10 protein-coding genes are annotated in these 14,417 nt (G+C 39.6%); 1 reads left to right on the top strand and 9 read right to left on the bottom strand.

Going from position 1 to position 14,417, the window contains the following annotated elements; translation table 11 throughout:
* Positions 1-8: 8 nt before the first annotated feature.
* The 9 genes from PVK71_RS02285 to fabB form a co-directional block, all read right to left on the bottom strand.
* Positions 9-500, bottom strand: a complete 492-nt coding sequence (locus tag PVK71_RS02285; RefSeq protein WP_130045486.1) for a CvpA family protein — start codon at positions 498-500, stop codon at positions 9-11.
* 61 nt (positions 501-561) lie between these two features.
* Positions 562-1,122 carry an SPOR domain-containing protein gene (locus PVK71_RS02280; protein WP_130045487.1) on the bottom strand — a complete coding sequence of 187 codons (561 nt, stop codon included), beginning with the start codon at positions 1,120-1,122 and terminating at the stop codon, positions 562-564.
* Between the two features lie 9 nt (positions 1,123-1,131).
* Complete coding sequence (gene folC / locus PVK71_RS02275; protein WP_274417174.1) at positions 1,132-2,412, bottom strand: bifunctional tetrahydrofolate synthase/dihydrofolate synthase; 1,281 nt, start codon at positions 2,410-2,412, stop codon at positions 1,132-1,134.
* A gap of 101 nt (positions 2,413-2,513) precedes the next feature.
* The gene (gene accD / locus PVK71_RS02270; protein WP_274417175.1) at positions 2,514-3,398 is read right to left on the bottom strand and encodes an acetyl-CoA carboxylase, carboxyltransferase subunit beta; all 885 of its coding nucleotides are present in this window, start codon (positions 3,396-3,398) and stop codon (positions 2,514-2,516) included.
* 177 nt (positions 3,399-3,575) lie between these two features.
* Positions 3,576-4,364 carry a tRNA pseudouridine(38-40) synthase TruA gene (gene truA / locus PVK71_RS02265; protein WP_274417177.1) on the bottom strand — a complete coding sequence of 263 codons (789 nt, stop codon included), beginning with the start codon at positions 4,362-4,364 and terminating at the stop codon, positions 3,576-3,578.
* Between the two features lie 89 nt (positions 4,365-4,453).
* Positions 4,454-8,575 (bottom strand): FimV/HubP family polar landmark protein, encoded by a 4,122-nt coding sequence (locus PVK71_RS02260; RefSeq protein WP_274417178.1) that lies wholly within the window; start codon positions 8,573-8,575, stop codon positions 4,454-4,456.
* A 184-nt stretch (positions 8,576-8,759) separates the two neighbouring features.
* Positions 8,760-9,773 (bottom strand): aspartate-semialdehyde dehydrogenase, encoded by a 1,014-nt coding sequence (locus tag PVK71_RS02255; protein WP_274417180.1) that lies wholly within the window; start codon positions 9,771-9,773, stop codon positions 8,760-8,762.
* Positions 9,773-10,903, bottom strand: a complete 1,131-nt coding sequence (locus PVK71_RS02250) for a 4-phosphoerythronate dehydrogenase (RefSeq protein WP_274417181.1) — start codon at positions 10,901-10,903, stop codon at positions 9,773-9,775. The genes PVK71_RS02255 and PVK71_RS02250 overlap by 1 nt, the downstream gene beginning before the upstream one ends.
* A gap of 126 nt (positions 10,904-11,029) precedes the next feature.
* Positions 11,030-12,241, bottom strand: coding sequence for a beta-ketoacyl-ACP synthase I (fabB, locus tag PVK71_RS02245; protein WP_274417182.1), 1,212 nt, complete (start codon positions 12,239-12,241; stop codon positions 11,030-11,032).
* 120 nt (positions 12,242-12,361) lie between these two features.
* Here fabB and mnmC point away from each other — a divergent pair, with 120 nt between their 5' ends.
* Positions 12,362-14,404, top strand: coding sequence for a bifunctional tRNA (5-methylaminomethyl-2-thiouridine)(34)-methyltransferase MnmD/FAD-dependent 5-carboxymethylaminomethyl-2-thiouridine(34) oxidoreductase MnmC (gene mnmC, locus PVK71_RS02240; protein WP_274417183.1), 2,043 nt, complete (start codon positions 12,362-12,364; stop codon positions 14,402-14,404).
* The last annotated feature ends 13 nt before the right edge of the window (positions 14,405-14,417 follow it).

Raw genomic sequence — 14,417 nt, 5'->3', positions numbered from 1 at the left:
AACTGGCGCTATTTAGCGCCAGGAAGAAAACTTGATGTATCCTTTAAGTAATCAAAGAACCACGCAATTACAACCTTAAACTGAGGTATTAATTGCGATTGCTTCCACCACTCTGAATCTGATAATGATGTAAAGGCATCAATGAAGAATAGAACCGCTGCAATAATTAGCACGCCCCTTAATCCACCAAAGACAATCCCTAAAATCCTATCTGTTCCTGACAACCCTGTTTTTTGTACTAATTGACCAACAACATAGTTAACAACAGCACCAACAATTAAGGTTGCCACAAACAAGGCAGCTATCGCACTGCCATTTCTTATCATTTCATCATGTATATTTGTAAAATACGCTGCTAATTTAGGATAGAAGTTACTGGCAACAAAAAAGGCACCAAACCATATCACTAATGACAATGCTTCTTTTACAAATCCTCTAACCAAACTGATTAAAGCTGATAGGCTAATAACACCTAAAATGACAAAATCGATCCAAATCATAATTTATCTTTTCTCTGTTGCTGCGCATTTTAACAGAAAAATCCGCTACGCAAACGTTTTCTTATGGGTTTAGTGGTGCAAATTTAAGCAATTGACCATTTAAGCCAGTTATTTCTTTTAATTTCGGTAGTTGTTTTTCAAGATCCGATTTTGAAATATCTGGGCCAACAGCAACTCTCACTAAATCTCCTTTCTGAGGTTCTTTAGGAAAAGTATGCGCCTGGAAACCTTGCTTACGTAATTTAAGCGCTAGATTTTGTGCATTATCTGCATTTCTAAATACGCCAAGCTGGATTATCCATGCGCTTTTTGCATAATCAATTTTCGGTGCTTCAACTGCTGGTTTTTTTTCTACAATGTGAAGTACTTCTTTTTCCGGCTCTGCTTCTGTCGACTCAATAGTCACCTCTACAGGCTCCCCAGGAAGTTCCGCATCAAAATCTACTGGCTCTTGTATCTCAAATTGCTCTACATCTTTAGAGAGCTCAGGTTTAATTGGAATGCTTGCAAATTCTTCTTGGTAATGTTTTTTCTTACCATCAAATACATCAGGTAAAACAATTACCCCAATAGCAACCAATATAATAGTTCCGACTAGACGTCGCTGAAATGGACTAGACACTTATGTTCCTTATGCTTCTTGTTTCCAGTAATCCCATACCTCACCAACCGTATGGAAAGAACCGAAGACTAAAATTAAATCATCATTTTCAGCCTGTTGTAAGGCTACTTTAAAAGCATCAACTGGTGATGAATATTCTGTTATTTCTTCTGATAAAACCGCAGTTAACTCACTTGCATTAGCTGCTCGTGGACCAGATAAAGATGCAGGATACCAAACATCAATCACTCCCGTGAACTCACTCAAGGTCGATTTAATGTCTTTATCATGCAACATGCCGACTACTGCATGTACTTTCTTATTTGGGAAACGCTGTCTTATTTGTTGTACGAGATAATTTGCTGAATGTGGGTTGTGTGCAACATCAAGAATAATTGTTGGTTCAGCTCCTCCATTGCCACGACTTAAACACTGCATTCGGCCCGGTAAACTAGCAAGTTTCAAACCTTCGACAATATTCACATCACTCAGTTCTAATCCAGACGTACCTAACGCCATTATCGCTGTTGCTGCATTCGCTAAAGGTAAATTTGGTAACGGTAAGTTATCTAGATCAAACGCCCCACTTTTCCATGTCCATGTTTGCATCTCAGGATTCACGCTATAATCAAATTGATAGCCTACTTGATATAAATCAGCTCCGATGTCATCAGCATGAGCTGCGACACTCGATGGAGGATTTGGTTGACCACAGATCGCTGGCTTTTCAGAACGGTAGATCCCTGCTTTTTCAAAACCAATCACTTCAATGTCATCCCCAAGCCAATCAACATGATCAACCGCGAGACTCGTGATAATAGAAACGTCATGATCCACCACATTTGTCGCATCTAAACGCCCACCTAAGCCAACTTCTAAGAGGACAACATCAACTTGATGTGCTTTAAACGCCCACAAAGCAGATAGGGTTCCGAACTCAAAAAGACTTAATGATGTTTCTTTACGCCATGCTTCAATTGCTGAAAAAGACTGAGTAATAAGAGAATCAGATAAATCGTTACCATTAATACGGATGCGTTCATTGTAACGAATAAGATGAGGAGAGCTGTAAACACCGACACGATACCCAGCATTAATTAAGATAGACTCCATTAATGCGCAAGTTGAACCCTTGCCATTTGTCCCTGCTACTGTAATCACCGTTGGGGCTGGTTTTGTTAATTTTGCTCGTTGTGCAACACGTTGAACACGCTCAAGGCCTAAATCAATTGCACTTGTATGAATGCTTTCTAAATAACGAAGCCACACCGATAAATCAGATGTGGCTTTCGGAGAATCAAATGATGTCATAATTCAACTACTTCACTGACGGAATAGAGTGACAGTATATATGACTTAGGTTGCTGTTTTAAAGTAAGAACTAGCAACCTTGCTCGCATTTGATTTAATTTTTACTTTGCACCATCAACAGGAACAACTAATGGCGATGACTGGTTTGTCATTTTAGCCATTAAGCCACCGATACGTTGACGCATTTCACGACGGTCAACAATCATGTCAATTGCACCATGTTCAAGCAAGAATTCACTACGTTGGAAACCTTCAGGAAGGTCTTCACGTACAGTTTGCTCAATAACACGACGACCAGCAAAGCCGATTAACGCTTTTGGTTCACCGATATTGATATCACCTAGCATTGCTAAACTTGCTGACACACCACCCATTGTTGGGTCAGTTAGTACAGAGAAAAATGGTAGGCCTTTACGAGACAAGCGTGCAAGAGCAGCACTTGTTTTTGCCATTTGCATTAGAGACATAAGTGCTTCTTGCATGCGTGCACCACCACTTGCAGAGAAACATACAAGAGGACAGTTATTTTCAATTGCAGCATCTACCGCTTTAACAAAGCGAGCGCCAACAACAGAACCCATTGAACCACCCATAAATGAGAATTCAAATGCACATGCAACAACCGGTAATTCTAATAGAGTACCTTTCATTACTACTAGAGCATCCGTCTCATCACTTGATTTCTGTGCAGCAGAGATACGATCTTTATAACGTTTTGAATCTTTAAACTTTAAAACATCTTTTGGTTCTAATTCAGCACCAATTTCAACACGACCTTCTGCATCTAAGAATGTTTCTAAACGTTTACGTGCTTTCATGCGCATATGATGGTCACACTTAGGACACACTTCTAGGTTACGCTCTAGCTCTGCAGAATATAGAACCTGTTCACATGACGTACATTTCGTCCAAACCCCTTCAGGGATCGATGCTTTACGTGAACTAACAATATTGCTTGTATTAAAAATCTTTTCAAGCCAACTCATGGACGACCTTTCTATTAGTGATCTCTCGCACCATCGCAAGAGAAATAAATTCAATTAATTAGATTAAACCATAAATAACAGCCAGTGTAGATAAAAAACTGGTTGTACCTATTTTCAATATTAAACCTACATCAACTTTTTGTTTATTAAATAGGCGTATTTAATATAGATGTAATATCAGTTATCAGCTAAAAATAATGGTCCTAGTGGCACTCGTGGTAGTTCCCATTCCTGCGGATAATCGACATCAATAAGATATAGCCCTTCTGCTTTTGCTGTTGCCCCGGCTAATTTACGGTCTTTCGCTTCAAGTAACCATTGCATCCATTCTGGTTTTTGTTTGCCTTTACCAACCTGAATTAAACTGCCGGTAATGTTGCGAACCATGTGATGAACAAAAGCATTTGCTTTAATATCAATAACAATAAAATCACCATGACGAGTGACTTTAAAGTGCATTAAATTACGCCAAGGACTACGAGATTGGCAGTGTATTGCTCTAAAAGAAGTAAAATCATTCTCACCTAGTAAATACTGCCCAGCTTGATGCATTAACTCTGCATTTAACGGTTCGTGATAATGACTAACACCGTGCCCTAAGATTGCTGGACGAAGACGGTTATTATAAATAATATATCGGTAACGTCGCGCTGTTGCTGTAAAACGAGCATGGAAGTCTTCATTTACTTCCTTTGCCCAACGAACAGCGATGTTCTTTGGTAAATTAGCGTTCGCTCCCATCATCCATGCTGCGAGTTTGCGCGTGCTTGTTGTATCAAAATGAACAACTTGACCGGTACCATGCACACCAGCATCTGTTCTACCTGCACACATCACTTCAATTGGTTCATTTGCAACAATTGTTAAGGCTTTTTCTAATTCAGCCTGGACGCTATTAACGTCTTTCTGACGCTGCCAACCATAGTAATCGGCACCATCGTATTCAATACATAAAGCTATTCGCATGAGATTTGATTCTTTTTATTCAATTATACGTCATTATAAAAAAAGGCGGAGCTCACTGCCACCGCCTTTTTAAAGATTGTTTTTTAAAGTTAGCCTAATTGTTTCATTAATTTTTCAGCTTCAACTTTTAGTTGCGCATCATCACTGCGAAGAACTTCTTCAAGTAACTCTAGAGCACCTTTGTCATCAGACATTTCTATATACGCTCTTGCTAAATCAAGCTTACTTTGAGCATCACTGTTTACATCAACATCATGAGATCCTACGTTACCTAGCATATCGGGAAAGTCATCTAACCCAACATCTAAATTAAGATCTTCTTCTTCGAAGCTCGATTTATCTCCGTTTTCAGTTTCTGCAATTAATGCTTCAATACTTAAAAAGCGATCATCTCCATGAGGGTCATTAGCGAAGTTTGGTTGTTCTGCCCAATCTTCATCTTCCACCTCGGAGTCCATGCTTGGTGTATTATCAAGATTGAATCCACTCCAATCGCTAGCACCATCATCAAGCATACTATCAATGTCTAAACCAGCACTATCTAAGTGAGTTAACGCTTCTTTTTCTTCATCTGACACTCGTGAATGAAAATCAAAGGGCGCGACTTCTTTCTCATCTTCAACAGTTAATGACTCTTCTGATTTGTCATCTTCGGTGGCATCAATATCTTGTTCTAACGCCTCTATTTCAGATTCAGGTGGTGTAATATCATCACTATCGTCTTCTAAAGCAGCTAACGCATCTTCAATCGATAATCCTTCCAGATGATCTTCATCTGCTTCTTCATCTAAATCATCATTAGGCTGTGAAAAATCAACCGCACTACTTTCTAAAAAATCATCTAATGAGAAATCATTTTCATCAAGATCATCTTCAATTTCTGATGCACTATTTACAGCTAGAGTTTCTTCCTCAAGGGCATTTTCTGTTATCGCATCTTCTGCTAACAGATCGTCTTTTAGCTCAATTGGCTCTTCAGCTTGAAGTTCATTCAGCTCTGTTGCTTCTAAAGACTCATCAAGGTCAAACGAGAAATCAGTATCTTCATCTAACTCAGACTCTGTATTCTCTTCGATGTCTGCTTCTTCAGTTTCTGGTGAAAGCGTTGTTACTTCATCGGCTTCCAAGTCATCTTCTAAATTAGCAAATACGTCTTCTTCCGTCTCTGTCTCTACGACTAACGGCGCTTCTTCAGTGAGTACTTCTTCTGCTAACAGATCGTCTTCTAACTCAATTGGCTCTTCAGTCTGAAGTTCATTCAACTCTGTTGCTTCTAAAGACTCATCAAGGTCAAACGAGAAATCAGTATCTTCATCTAACTCAGACTCTGTACTCTCTTCGATGTCTGCTTCTTCAGTTTCTGGTGAAAGCGTTGTTACTTCATCGGCTTCCAAGTCATCTTCTAAATTAGCAAATACGTCTTCTTCCGTCTCTGTCTCTACGACTAACGGCGCTTCTTCAGTGAGTACTTCTTCTGTTAACAGATCATCTTCTAGCTCAATTGGCTCTTCAGCTTGAAGTTCATTCAGCTCTGTTTCTTCTAAAGACTCATCAAGGTCAAACGAGAAATCAGTATCTTCATCTAACTCAGACTCTGTACTCTCTTCGATGTCTGCTTCTTCAGTTTCTGGTGAAAGCGTTGTTACTTCATCGGCTTCCAAGTCATCTTCTAAATTAGCAAATACATCTTCTTCTGCTTCTGTTGTTTCTGATTCAGCAACTTCAGCTTCAGGAGCTAATTCTTCTTCAGGCTCATGAAGATCCAGCGATGATTCTGATGCTAAATCTGATTCAAACAATGGGATATCATCGATTTCATCCTCTTCAGCGTCAACTAACCAATCTTCATCTCTAGGCGTATCTTCTGAAAGCGATTCTGATGCTGCTACACCTTCAACGTCAACATCATCGCCAGTCTTTCCCAGCGCTTCATCATCCTCTTCAGAATCATCGCCAATTAGCTCATCTAATAGAGCTGTGCTGTCTTCATCAATCTTAATATCATCGTCGTCGTCACCTTCTGATAAGTACTCATCAAGTAATGAAGTGCTATCTTCATCAATTTCAATATCATCTTCATCAGTTAGCTCATCATCTTCACCCAGTAACTCATCCAACAATGATGTGCTGTCTTCATCAATCTCTAAATCAAGGTCATCTTCATCGTCTGATTCATCTAACAGGTCATCTAATAATGCAGTACTGTCTTCATCAACATCTAAATCAAGATCGTCTTCATCGTCTGATTCATCTAACAGGTCATCTAATAATGCGGTACTGTCTTCATCAACATCTAAATCAAGATCGTCTTCATCGTCTGATTCATCTAACAGGTCATCTAATAATGCGGTACTGTCTTCATCAACATCTAAATCAAGATCGTCTTCAATATTTAAGCTATTGTTATCTTTATCATTTGAGTCATCCAATAACTCATTAAACATTTCTGTATCGCTATCCAAATCGATACTTTCAGAGTTTTCTTCTGGTTTATCTTCAATGCCTGAAAGCAATGTATCGAAATCTAACTCATCTTCAAGCGAATCACGGCTTGGCTCAGCAACTAGTTTTGTTTCTTCTTTTTCATCGAGGTCCCAGCCTTGATCGAGTTCTGACTCTTCTTCATCGTCATCCATTGATGAGAACAAATCATCAAGCATTGATTGCTCTAACTCTCCGCCCTCTAGCTCTTCATTTTCTTCTAGTTCAGGGGTTGATTTATCAAGCGCTGATAGATCGGAATCATCAATTAATGATAAGTCAAAATCATCATCTTCCGTTTCAAGATCGCTCTCTGAGAATAAATCACTATCAAAATCATTAAGCGCTTTTTCCATCTCTTCAAGGCCTAATGCTTTTTCTTCCGCATCGACTGTTAACGCACTTGAAGACATATCAAGGTCATCGTCAAGATCATCTAAACTATCAAGATCAAGATCATCAGATAGCATTGACTCTAAATCATCATCTTCATCTTCATCTAATGACGCAAATGGGTCATTATCTTCTGAATCTGTTTTTTCTGTTTCAAATTCAGCAAACAAATCATCATTAGAGTCTGAGTCATCGTTTCCAAATAAGAATTCATCATCGTTGAGATCACCTAAGATATCGTCATCATCATCTAAGCTAATTTCTGGAATATCATCATCCATATTAAAATTATCTTCTGGCATTGCTAATGCAGACGGCAATGGTGTGTCTGATGTGCTTTCTGCTGTTTCTTCCTCCTCTTCTTCTTTCTTACGTCGAGATAAGAAGAAAGCAATTAGACCAGCAATAAGCGCACCTGGAATAAGCGCAAGCAATGCAATTAAGCCCGGGCTCGACGCTAAATTATCCATTGCGCTTGGTTCTGCTTTTTTCTCTGCTACCGCTAACTGTTTTTGTTCATTAATGAACTTTTCTACTTCATTTCGAATACGATCTTCATCACTTAATTCATTTTTTAAGTTATCAACTTCATGCTGTACTTCAGCTAATCGTACACGTAACTGATGATTATTTTCTTGAAGCGCAGTGAACTCTTGCTCTGTTGTCTCTAGTTCAGATTTTAGAGCAACCACTGAAGGTGCTGATTCAACAACTGGCTCAATTGATTTAACCGTATTATTAACAGTTTTTGGCTCTTGAATTTTCTTTTCTGTTTTAATTGGTGCTACTGTTGATTTTGGTTCTGTTTTTTCAACTTTAGCAATATTTTCAACTTTAGCTTCAGGCGCTTTTTTAACTACTGATTTTTTACTATGCGCAAGCAATAATTGTTTCGCATCATCTGTATTTTCACGACGAACTTGTTCTAATGTCGGTAAACTTAATCGGCTATTTGGCTCTAATCCATGAATGTTGTTATTTTCAAAAGCATGGGGATTTAAACGATAGATAGCTAATAAGGTTTGCTGAACTGATGTGGTGTTCGATGGATTTACTCGACTTGCAATCGACCACAAAGTTTCATCTTCTCTTGTTGGCCCATACACTTTTGTCGGGGCCGTTGCCGATTGTTTTTCTAATGCTAAGTTTTGTGATGAAACAGTAGCGGTTCTTGTTGATTGTGATGGCGTCACTACCTGTGAACTGACGGTTTGATCCTTTCCTTCTGGACCTACAATTTGAATTGTACCCGCAGCGTTCGCAACCGAACACTGTGATGCTACGAATAACGCTAAAGGAGTCAGCGTTTTAAACATTTTTTTGGATGCGTCAGACACTAGAGATGCCTCTTAGTAAAATGAAAGAATTAATATCTGTATAACTATATCGGATAATAATAAAAAAACTGTAGCTTTTAAGCAAAAACTGTGTGGTTTATGGGAGAAAAAAGCCTTAGTTTTCACTAAGGCTATAATTCAAAGCAAACCATGCTCTTTATTTATAAAAGAGGCGTCATATTAATCAGTAGTAATCGCGAATTAATACTTCTGCAATTTGAACCGCGTTTGTTGCTGCACCTTTACGTACGTTATCTGCAACAACCCACATATTAAGCCCCATTGAATGACTAATATCTTCACGGATACGAGCAACCATTACGTGGTCTTTACCCGTAGCATCACTCACTTGTGTTGGGTAGTCATTGCCGTGGAATACTTCAATACCATCGGTTTCTTCAAGTAAACGTGTTGCTTCTACTGCATCAATAGGGGCACGAGTTTCAATATGAACAGCTTCAGCGTGACCATAGAACACAGGAACACGTACACATGTTGGATTTACAGTAATCGTATCATCTGCAAAGATTTTTTGTGTTTCCCACACCATTTTCATTTCTTCTTTGGTGTAGCCGTTATCCATAAACTCATCAATATGAGGTAAGCAGTTAAATGCGATTTGCTTATCGTATGCTTTGTTCTCTGCTGGTAGACCATTTAATAACTTAGCCGTTTGACCTGCAAGCTCATCAATACCAGCTTTGCCTGAACCAGACACTGATTGGTATGTTGATACGTTAATTCGGTCAATACCTACAGCATCATGAATTGGTTTTAATGCAACTAACATTTGAATCGTTGAACAGTTAGGGTTCGCGATAATGTTACGGTTACGGAAATCAACAAGTGCTTCTGGGTTTACTTCAGGGATCACTAATGGAATATCGTGATCGTAACGGAAGTGTGATGTGTTATCGATAACAACAACACCTGATTCCGCTGCAATTGGTGCCCATTTTGCAGAAAGTTCACTACCTGCAGAAAATAGACCAATTTGTACTTGGCTCCAATCGAACTCTTCTACGTTTTCAACGGTTAATGTTTTACCATTAAAACGAACTGTTTTGCCTTCGCTACGTTCAGAAGCTAAAAGATATAAATTACGTACAGGAAACTTACGCTCTTGTAATACACTTATAATTGCTTCGCCAACAGCACCAGTTGCGCCAAGAATGGCAACATCAAATTCTTGAGTCATTAGACTTCCTCGATTGTAAATCCAAGTTGTTGTAACGGGGTAAGACCACAGTTTTTATCGCCTGTGATCGTGATAGCACTATATTCTCTTCTATCCCAATAATCCTTACGCATTTTATCAAATGCGCCGACAGTTGAGATCTCTTTTCTAAATACGGCATCATCTTTTCGCACATCATAGACTAACTGAATCAAATTGTGCAGTGTTGAATGATCCCATTGCTGATTTAGTGTCACATTAGGGATTGGGGCTACTGGCAATAAACTCTGTGGATCTTCTCGTTCTTCGCGATTTAAAAACTCACAATAAGAATTAAATATCATTGTGGTTCCACGAGCCTTTCCTTCTAATCCATACCCTGCAATATGCGGAGTAGCAAAAGAAAGTAGCGGTAATAATTCCATATCAACGTCAGGTTCAAACTCAAAAACATCTAATACGGCTTTAAAACCATCTTGCTTTAATAAGCGCTGTTTTAGTGCTTGGTTATCAACCACTGGGCCACGCGCTGCATTGATCACTATCTGGTCATTACGCAGTGCCGTGAGTCTTTTTTCATTCATCAGGTGGTGAGTTGGAAATTCACCATCGCGTGTGATCGGTGTATGGAAACTAATAGCGTCTGATTTTTCGAGTAACTCATCTAACGCTACAAATGAACGTTTGTCGCCTTCTTGCTCTTTAATTGGGTCATTAAGTAAGTATGGAATACCTAACGCATCAAGACATTTCGCTAAATAAGAACCGACTTGACCAGCACCAATAATACCAAACGTTTTATCAAAGATAGAAAAGCCATGCTGCTGAGCCAGTACCATGACACAACTTAATACGTATTCAGCAACACCTACTTTATTGCAACCAGGGGCTGCCGTGAAAAATACCCCTTTTTCTTTCAAGAAAACTTGATCAACATGATCCATTCCTGCAGTTGCTGTACCAACAAATTTTAGTTTATTGGCTTTTGAGAGCAGCTCTGCATTCACTTTGGTTACAGAGCGTATCATCAAAGCATCAACATCAATTAAATCATCTGCTGTTAGTGTCCTTCCTGATTTAGCAACAACCTCACCTAGCTCACTAAATAGTTCAGCAGCATAAGGCATATTTTCATCCATCAATATTTTCATTTTTTAATCAGTTATCCTTTCAATTCATGAATTCAGTTTATCACTTCCGTAACAAAAAACAGGTATAAAAAAACCCAGCCAATTTAAGTGACTGGGTTTTACTATCTTTTTTTAGTGATTACGCGATTACGCTTCGTATTTCTTAATTACTAACGTTGCGTTTGTACCACCAAAACCGAAGCTGTTAGACATAACGGTTGTTAGTGCTTGATCACGTTTTTCAGTGACGATATCAAGACCTTCAGCTGCAGGATCTAATGTTTCAACATTGATGCTTGGCGCGATAAAACCGTGCTCTAGCATTAGCGTTGAGTAAATAGCCTCATGAACACCGGCTGCACCTAGCGCGTGACCAGTCATTGCTTTAGTTGCAGAGATAGCAGGGCTGTTCGCACCAAATACTTCTTGGATAGCGCCTAGTTCTTTTGCATCACCAACAGGGGTAGATGTACCGTGAGTATTCACGTAATCAACACTGTCTACGTTTTGCATTGCCATTTTCATACAACGAACTGCGCCTTCGCCTGATGGTGCTACCATGTCGTAGCCATCAGATGTTGCACCGTAACCTACGATTTCACCGTAGATTTTAGCGCCACGAGCAAGAGCGTGTTCAAGTTCTTCGATAACAACCATACCGCCGCCACCAGAGATAACGAAACCGTCACGGTCTGCATCGTACGTACGAGATGCTTTTTCTGGTGTGTCATTGTATTTTGATGATAGTGCGCCCATCGCATCAAACATCATCGTTAATGACCAATCTAGTTCTTCACCACCACCAGCAAACATTACGTCTTGTTTACCAAGTTGGATAAGCTCTACAGCGTGGCCGATACAGTGTGCAGAAGTTGCACAAGCTGAACTCATTGAGTAGTTCACGCCTTTAATTTTGAACGGTGTTGCAAGACACGCAGAAACCGTTGACGCCATTGTACGTGGAACCATGTAAGGACCAACACGCTTAACGCCTTTCTCACGCAAGATATCAACCGCATTTACTTGGTTTAGTGATGATGCACCACCAGAACCTGCAACAATACCTGTGCGTTCATTTGAAACTTGATCTTCTGTTAAGCCAGAATCTGTTACTGCTTGCTCCATTGAGATGTAAGCAAACGCAGCCGCATCACCCATAAAACGCATTTTTTTGCGATCAATATGATCAGCAGGGTTCATTTTCAAATCGCCCCAAACATTACTGCGCAGACCCTTTTCAGCGAACTGCTCAGAGAAGTTAATGCCTGATTTACCAGCTTTCAGAGACTCTAATACTTCTTCTGCATTGTTACCGATACTCGATACAATGCCCATGCCTGTAATTACGGCTCTTTTCATGATTCTTTCCTAATAAGTCATAAATCTTGGTAGATAATAGCGAAGATAGCACAACAAAGTGGTCAGCTTTCCTATAAGTCGTTAAAATCCGACGTAGATTATCTTTAATGGTGCAAATTTATGTCACGAAATCACATTTTACCACAAAACAGCATCACAAATGCAATTCTTGATTGGAATGAATCTGGGACACCTATCTCAAATGATTTTGATGATGTGTATTTTTCTAATGATAATGGCTTAGAAGAAACACGTTATGTCTTCCTACAACAAAATAATCTTCCGCAACGATGGAAAGAATTTGATCAACGCCGTTTTGTTATTGGTGAAACCGGATTTGGGACTGGATTAAACTTTCTTGCTGTATGGCAGTGGTTCAAAGCATTCCGTTCACAATACCCTGACGCCCCTTTAAAAGAACTTCACTTTGTTAGCTTTGAAAAATTCCCTGTAACCAAAGCTGATTTAGTTAAAGCGCATCAAGCATGGCCTGAACTGGCTGAACTCGCAGAGCAACTGCAAGCGCATTATCCTGCTGCTGTACCTGATTGCCACCGTTTAGTATTAGAAGATGGCATGATCACGCTTGATCTGTGGTTTGGTGATATAAAAGATTGTATGCCTCAGATTTGGATGGACGATTCTGGTGTTATCGACGCTTGGTTTTTAGATGGTTTTGCACCAAGTAAAAATCCTGAAATGTGGAATCAAAATCTATTTAATAATATGGCAAGTCTTGCTAAAGAAGGCTGTACTTGCGCCACTTTTACAGCAGCTGGTTTTGTTCGCAGAGGCTTAATTGAAGCTGGCTTTGATATGAAAAAAGTCAAAGGCTTTGGACATAAACGCGAAATGATTGCAGGAACATTATCGGAACGTAAAGCCAAGGCTAATCATGAGGTTTGGTATGCACGCACGACACGCGAAAACATCACTGACGTTGCGATTATAGGAGGTGGTGTAGCCAGTGCAGCATTGGCGACAACATTGCTTCGTCGCGGTGTGAGTGTCACTGTTTACTGTAAAGATGATAAAGCAGCACAAGGGGCATCAGGTAATAAACAAGGCGCGGTATACCCACTGCTTAATGAAAAATTTAATTCACTTTCTCGCTTTTTTGCTCCAGGATTTATTTTTGCTCGTCAGTTTATCGACCAAGCCGCTAAACACGTAGAATTTGATCACGATTGGTGTGGCGTTACTCAGTTAAAATGGGATGAAAAATCCGCCAACAAGCTCAATAAAATGCTTGAGGGAAATTTCCCTAATGAACTTGTCTCTTCTTTTGATATCGACAAAACCAATCAAATGGTTGGCTTACCGATTAATATGGAAAGCGTCCACTACCCATTAGGTGGCTGGTTATGTCCAAAACAATTAACTCGTGGATTATTTGAACATTTATCAGAAAACCCACTATTTACTCTGCATAATAACGCTGAAGTGACGCAATTAACTCAAACGGACGATAAACAATGGAACCTTGTTCTTGGTGAAAAAACCAATAAACATCAAGCCGTTGTGGTTGCTAATGGGCACAGATTTACTGATTTTGAGCAAACTAAAGATATTCCAGCGACACCAGTTCGAGGGCAAGTGAGTCATATTCCTACAACGGAATCCTTGAAAAAGCTTAAAACGGTGTTGTGTTATGACGGTTACTTAACGCCTGAAAATACCAAGCATCAAAGCCATTGTATTGGTGCTAGTTATGATCGTCGTGATTTAGACTTAGCGTTTAAAGGATCAGATCAAATAGAGAATGGCGAGCGCTTACATAAATGCATCCCTAACGAAGATTGGGTGAAAGAAGCTGATACGTCTGATAATTTAGCTCGTGTCGGAATTCGCTGTGCCAGTCGTGATCACCTGCCATTTCTTGGTAATGTGGTTCGTTTTGAGGATATGCAAGAAGAATACAAAAATATCTATAAGAAACGCCATTGGTTACGTGAAGCCAAAGAAATCCCTGTTTATGAAGGCTTGTTCTGTATGCTGACATTAGGCTCTAGAGGATTAAGCTCTGCGCCCCTACTGGCTGAGACCTTGGCATCACAGATCATGGGTGACCCAATTCCACTGCCAAACTCAGTACTTGAAGGATTGCACCCAGGAAGATTGTGGGTGAGAAGGTTATTGAAAGGGAAGCCGTTGGATATTTAAAAGCTAAAAGCAG

The organism is Aliivibrio sp. S4MY1, from assembly GCF_028765545.1.
In the GTDB taxonomy this organism is placed as follows: Bacteria; Pseudomonadota; Gammaproteobacteria; order Enterobacterales; family Vibrionaceae; genus Aliivibrio.
The sequence above is the reverse complement of the archived record's forward strand: the minus strand, read 5'-3'. Positions and strand labels throughout refer to the sequence as shown.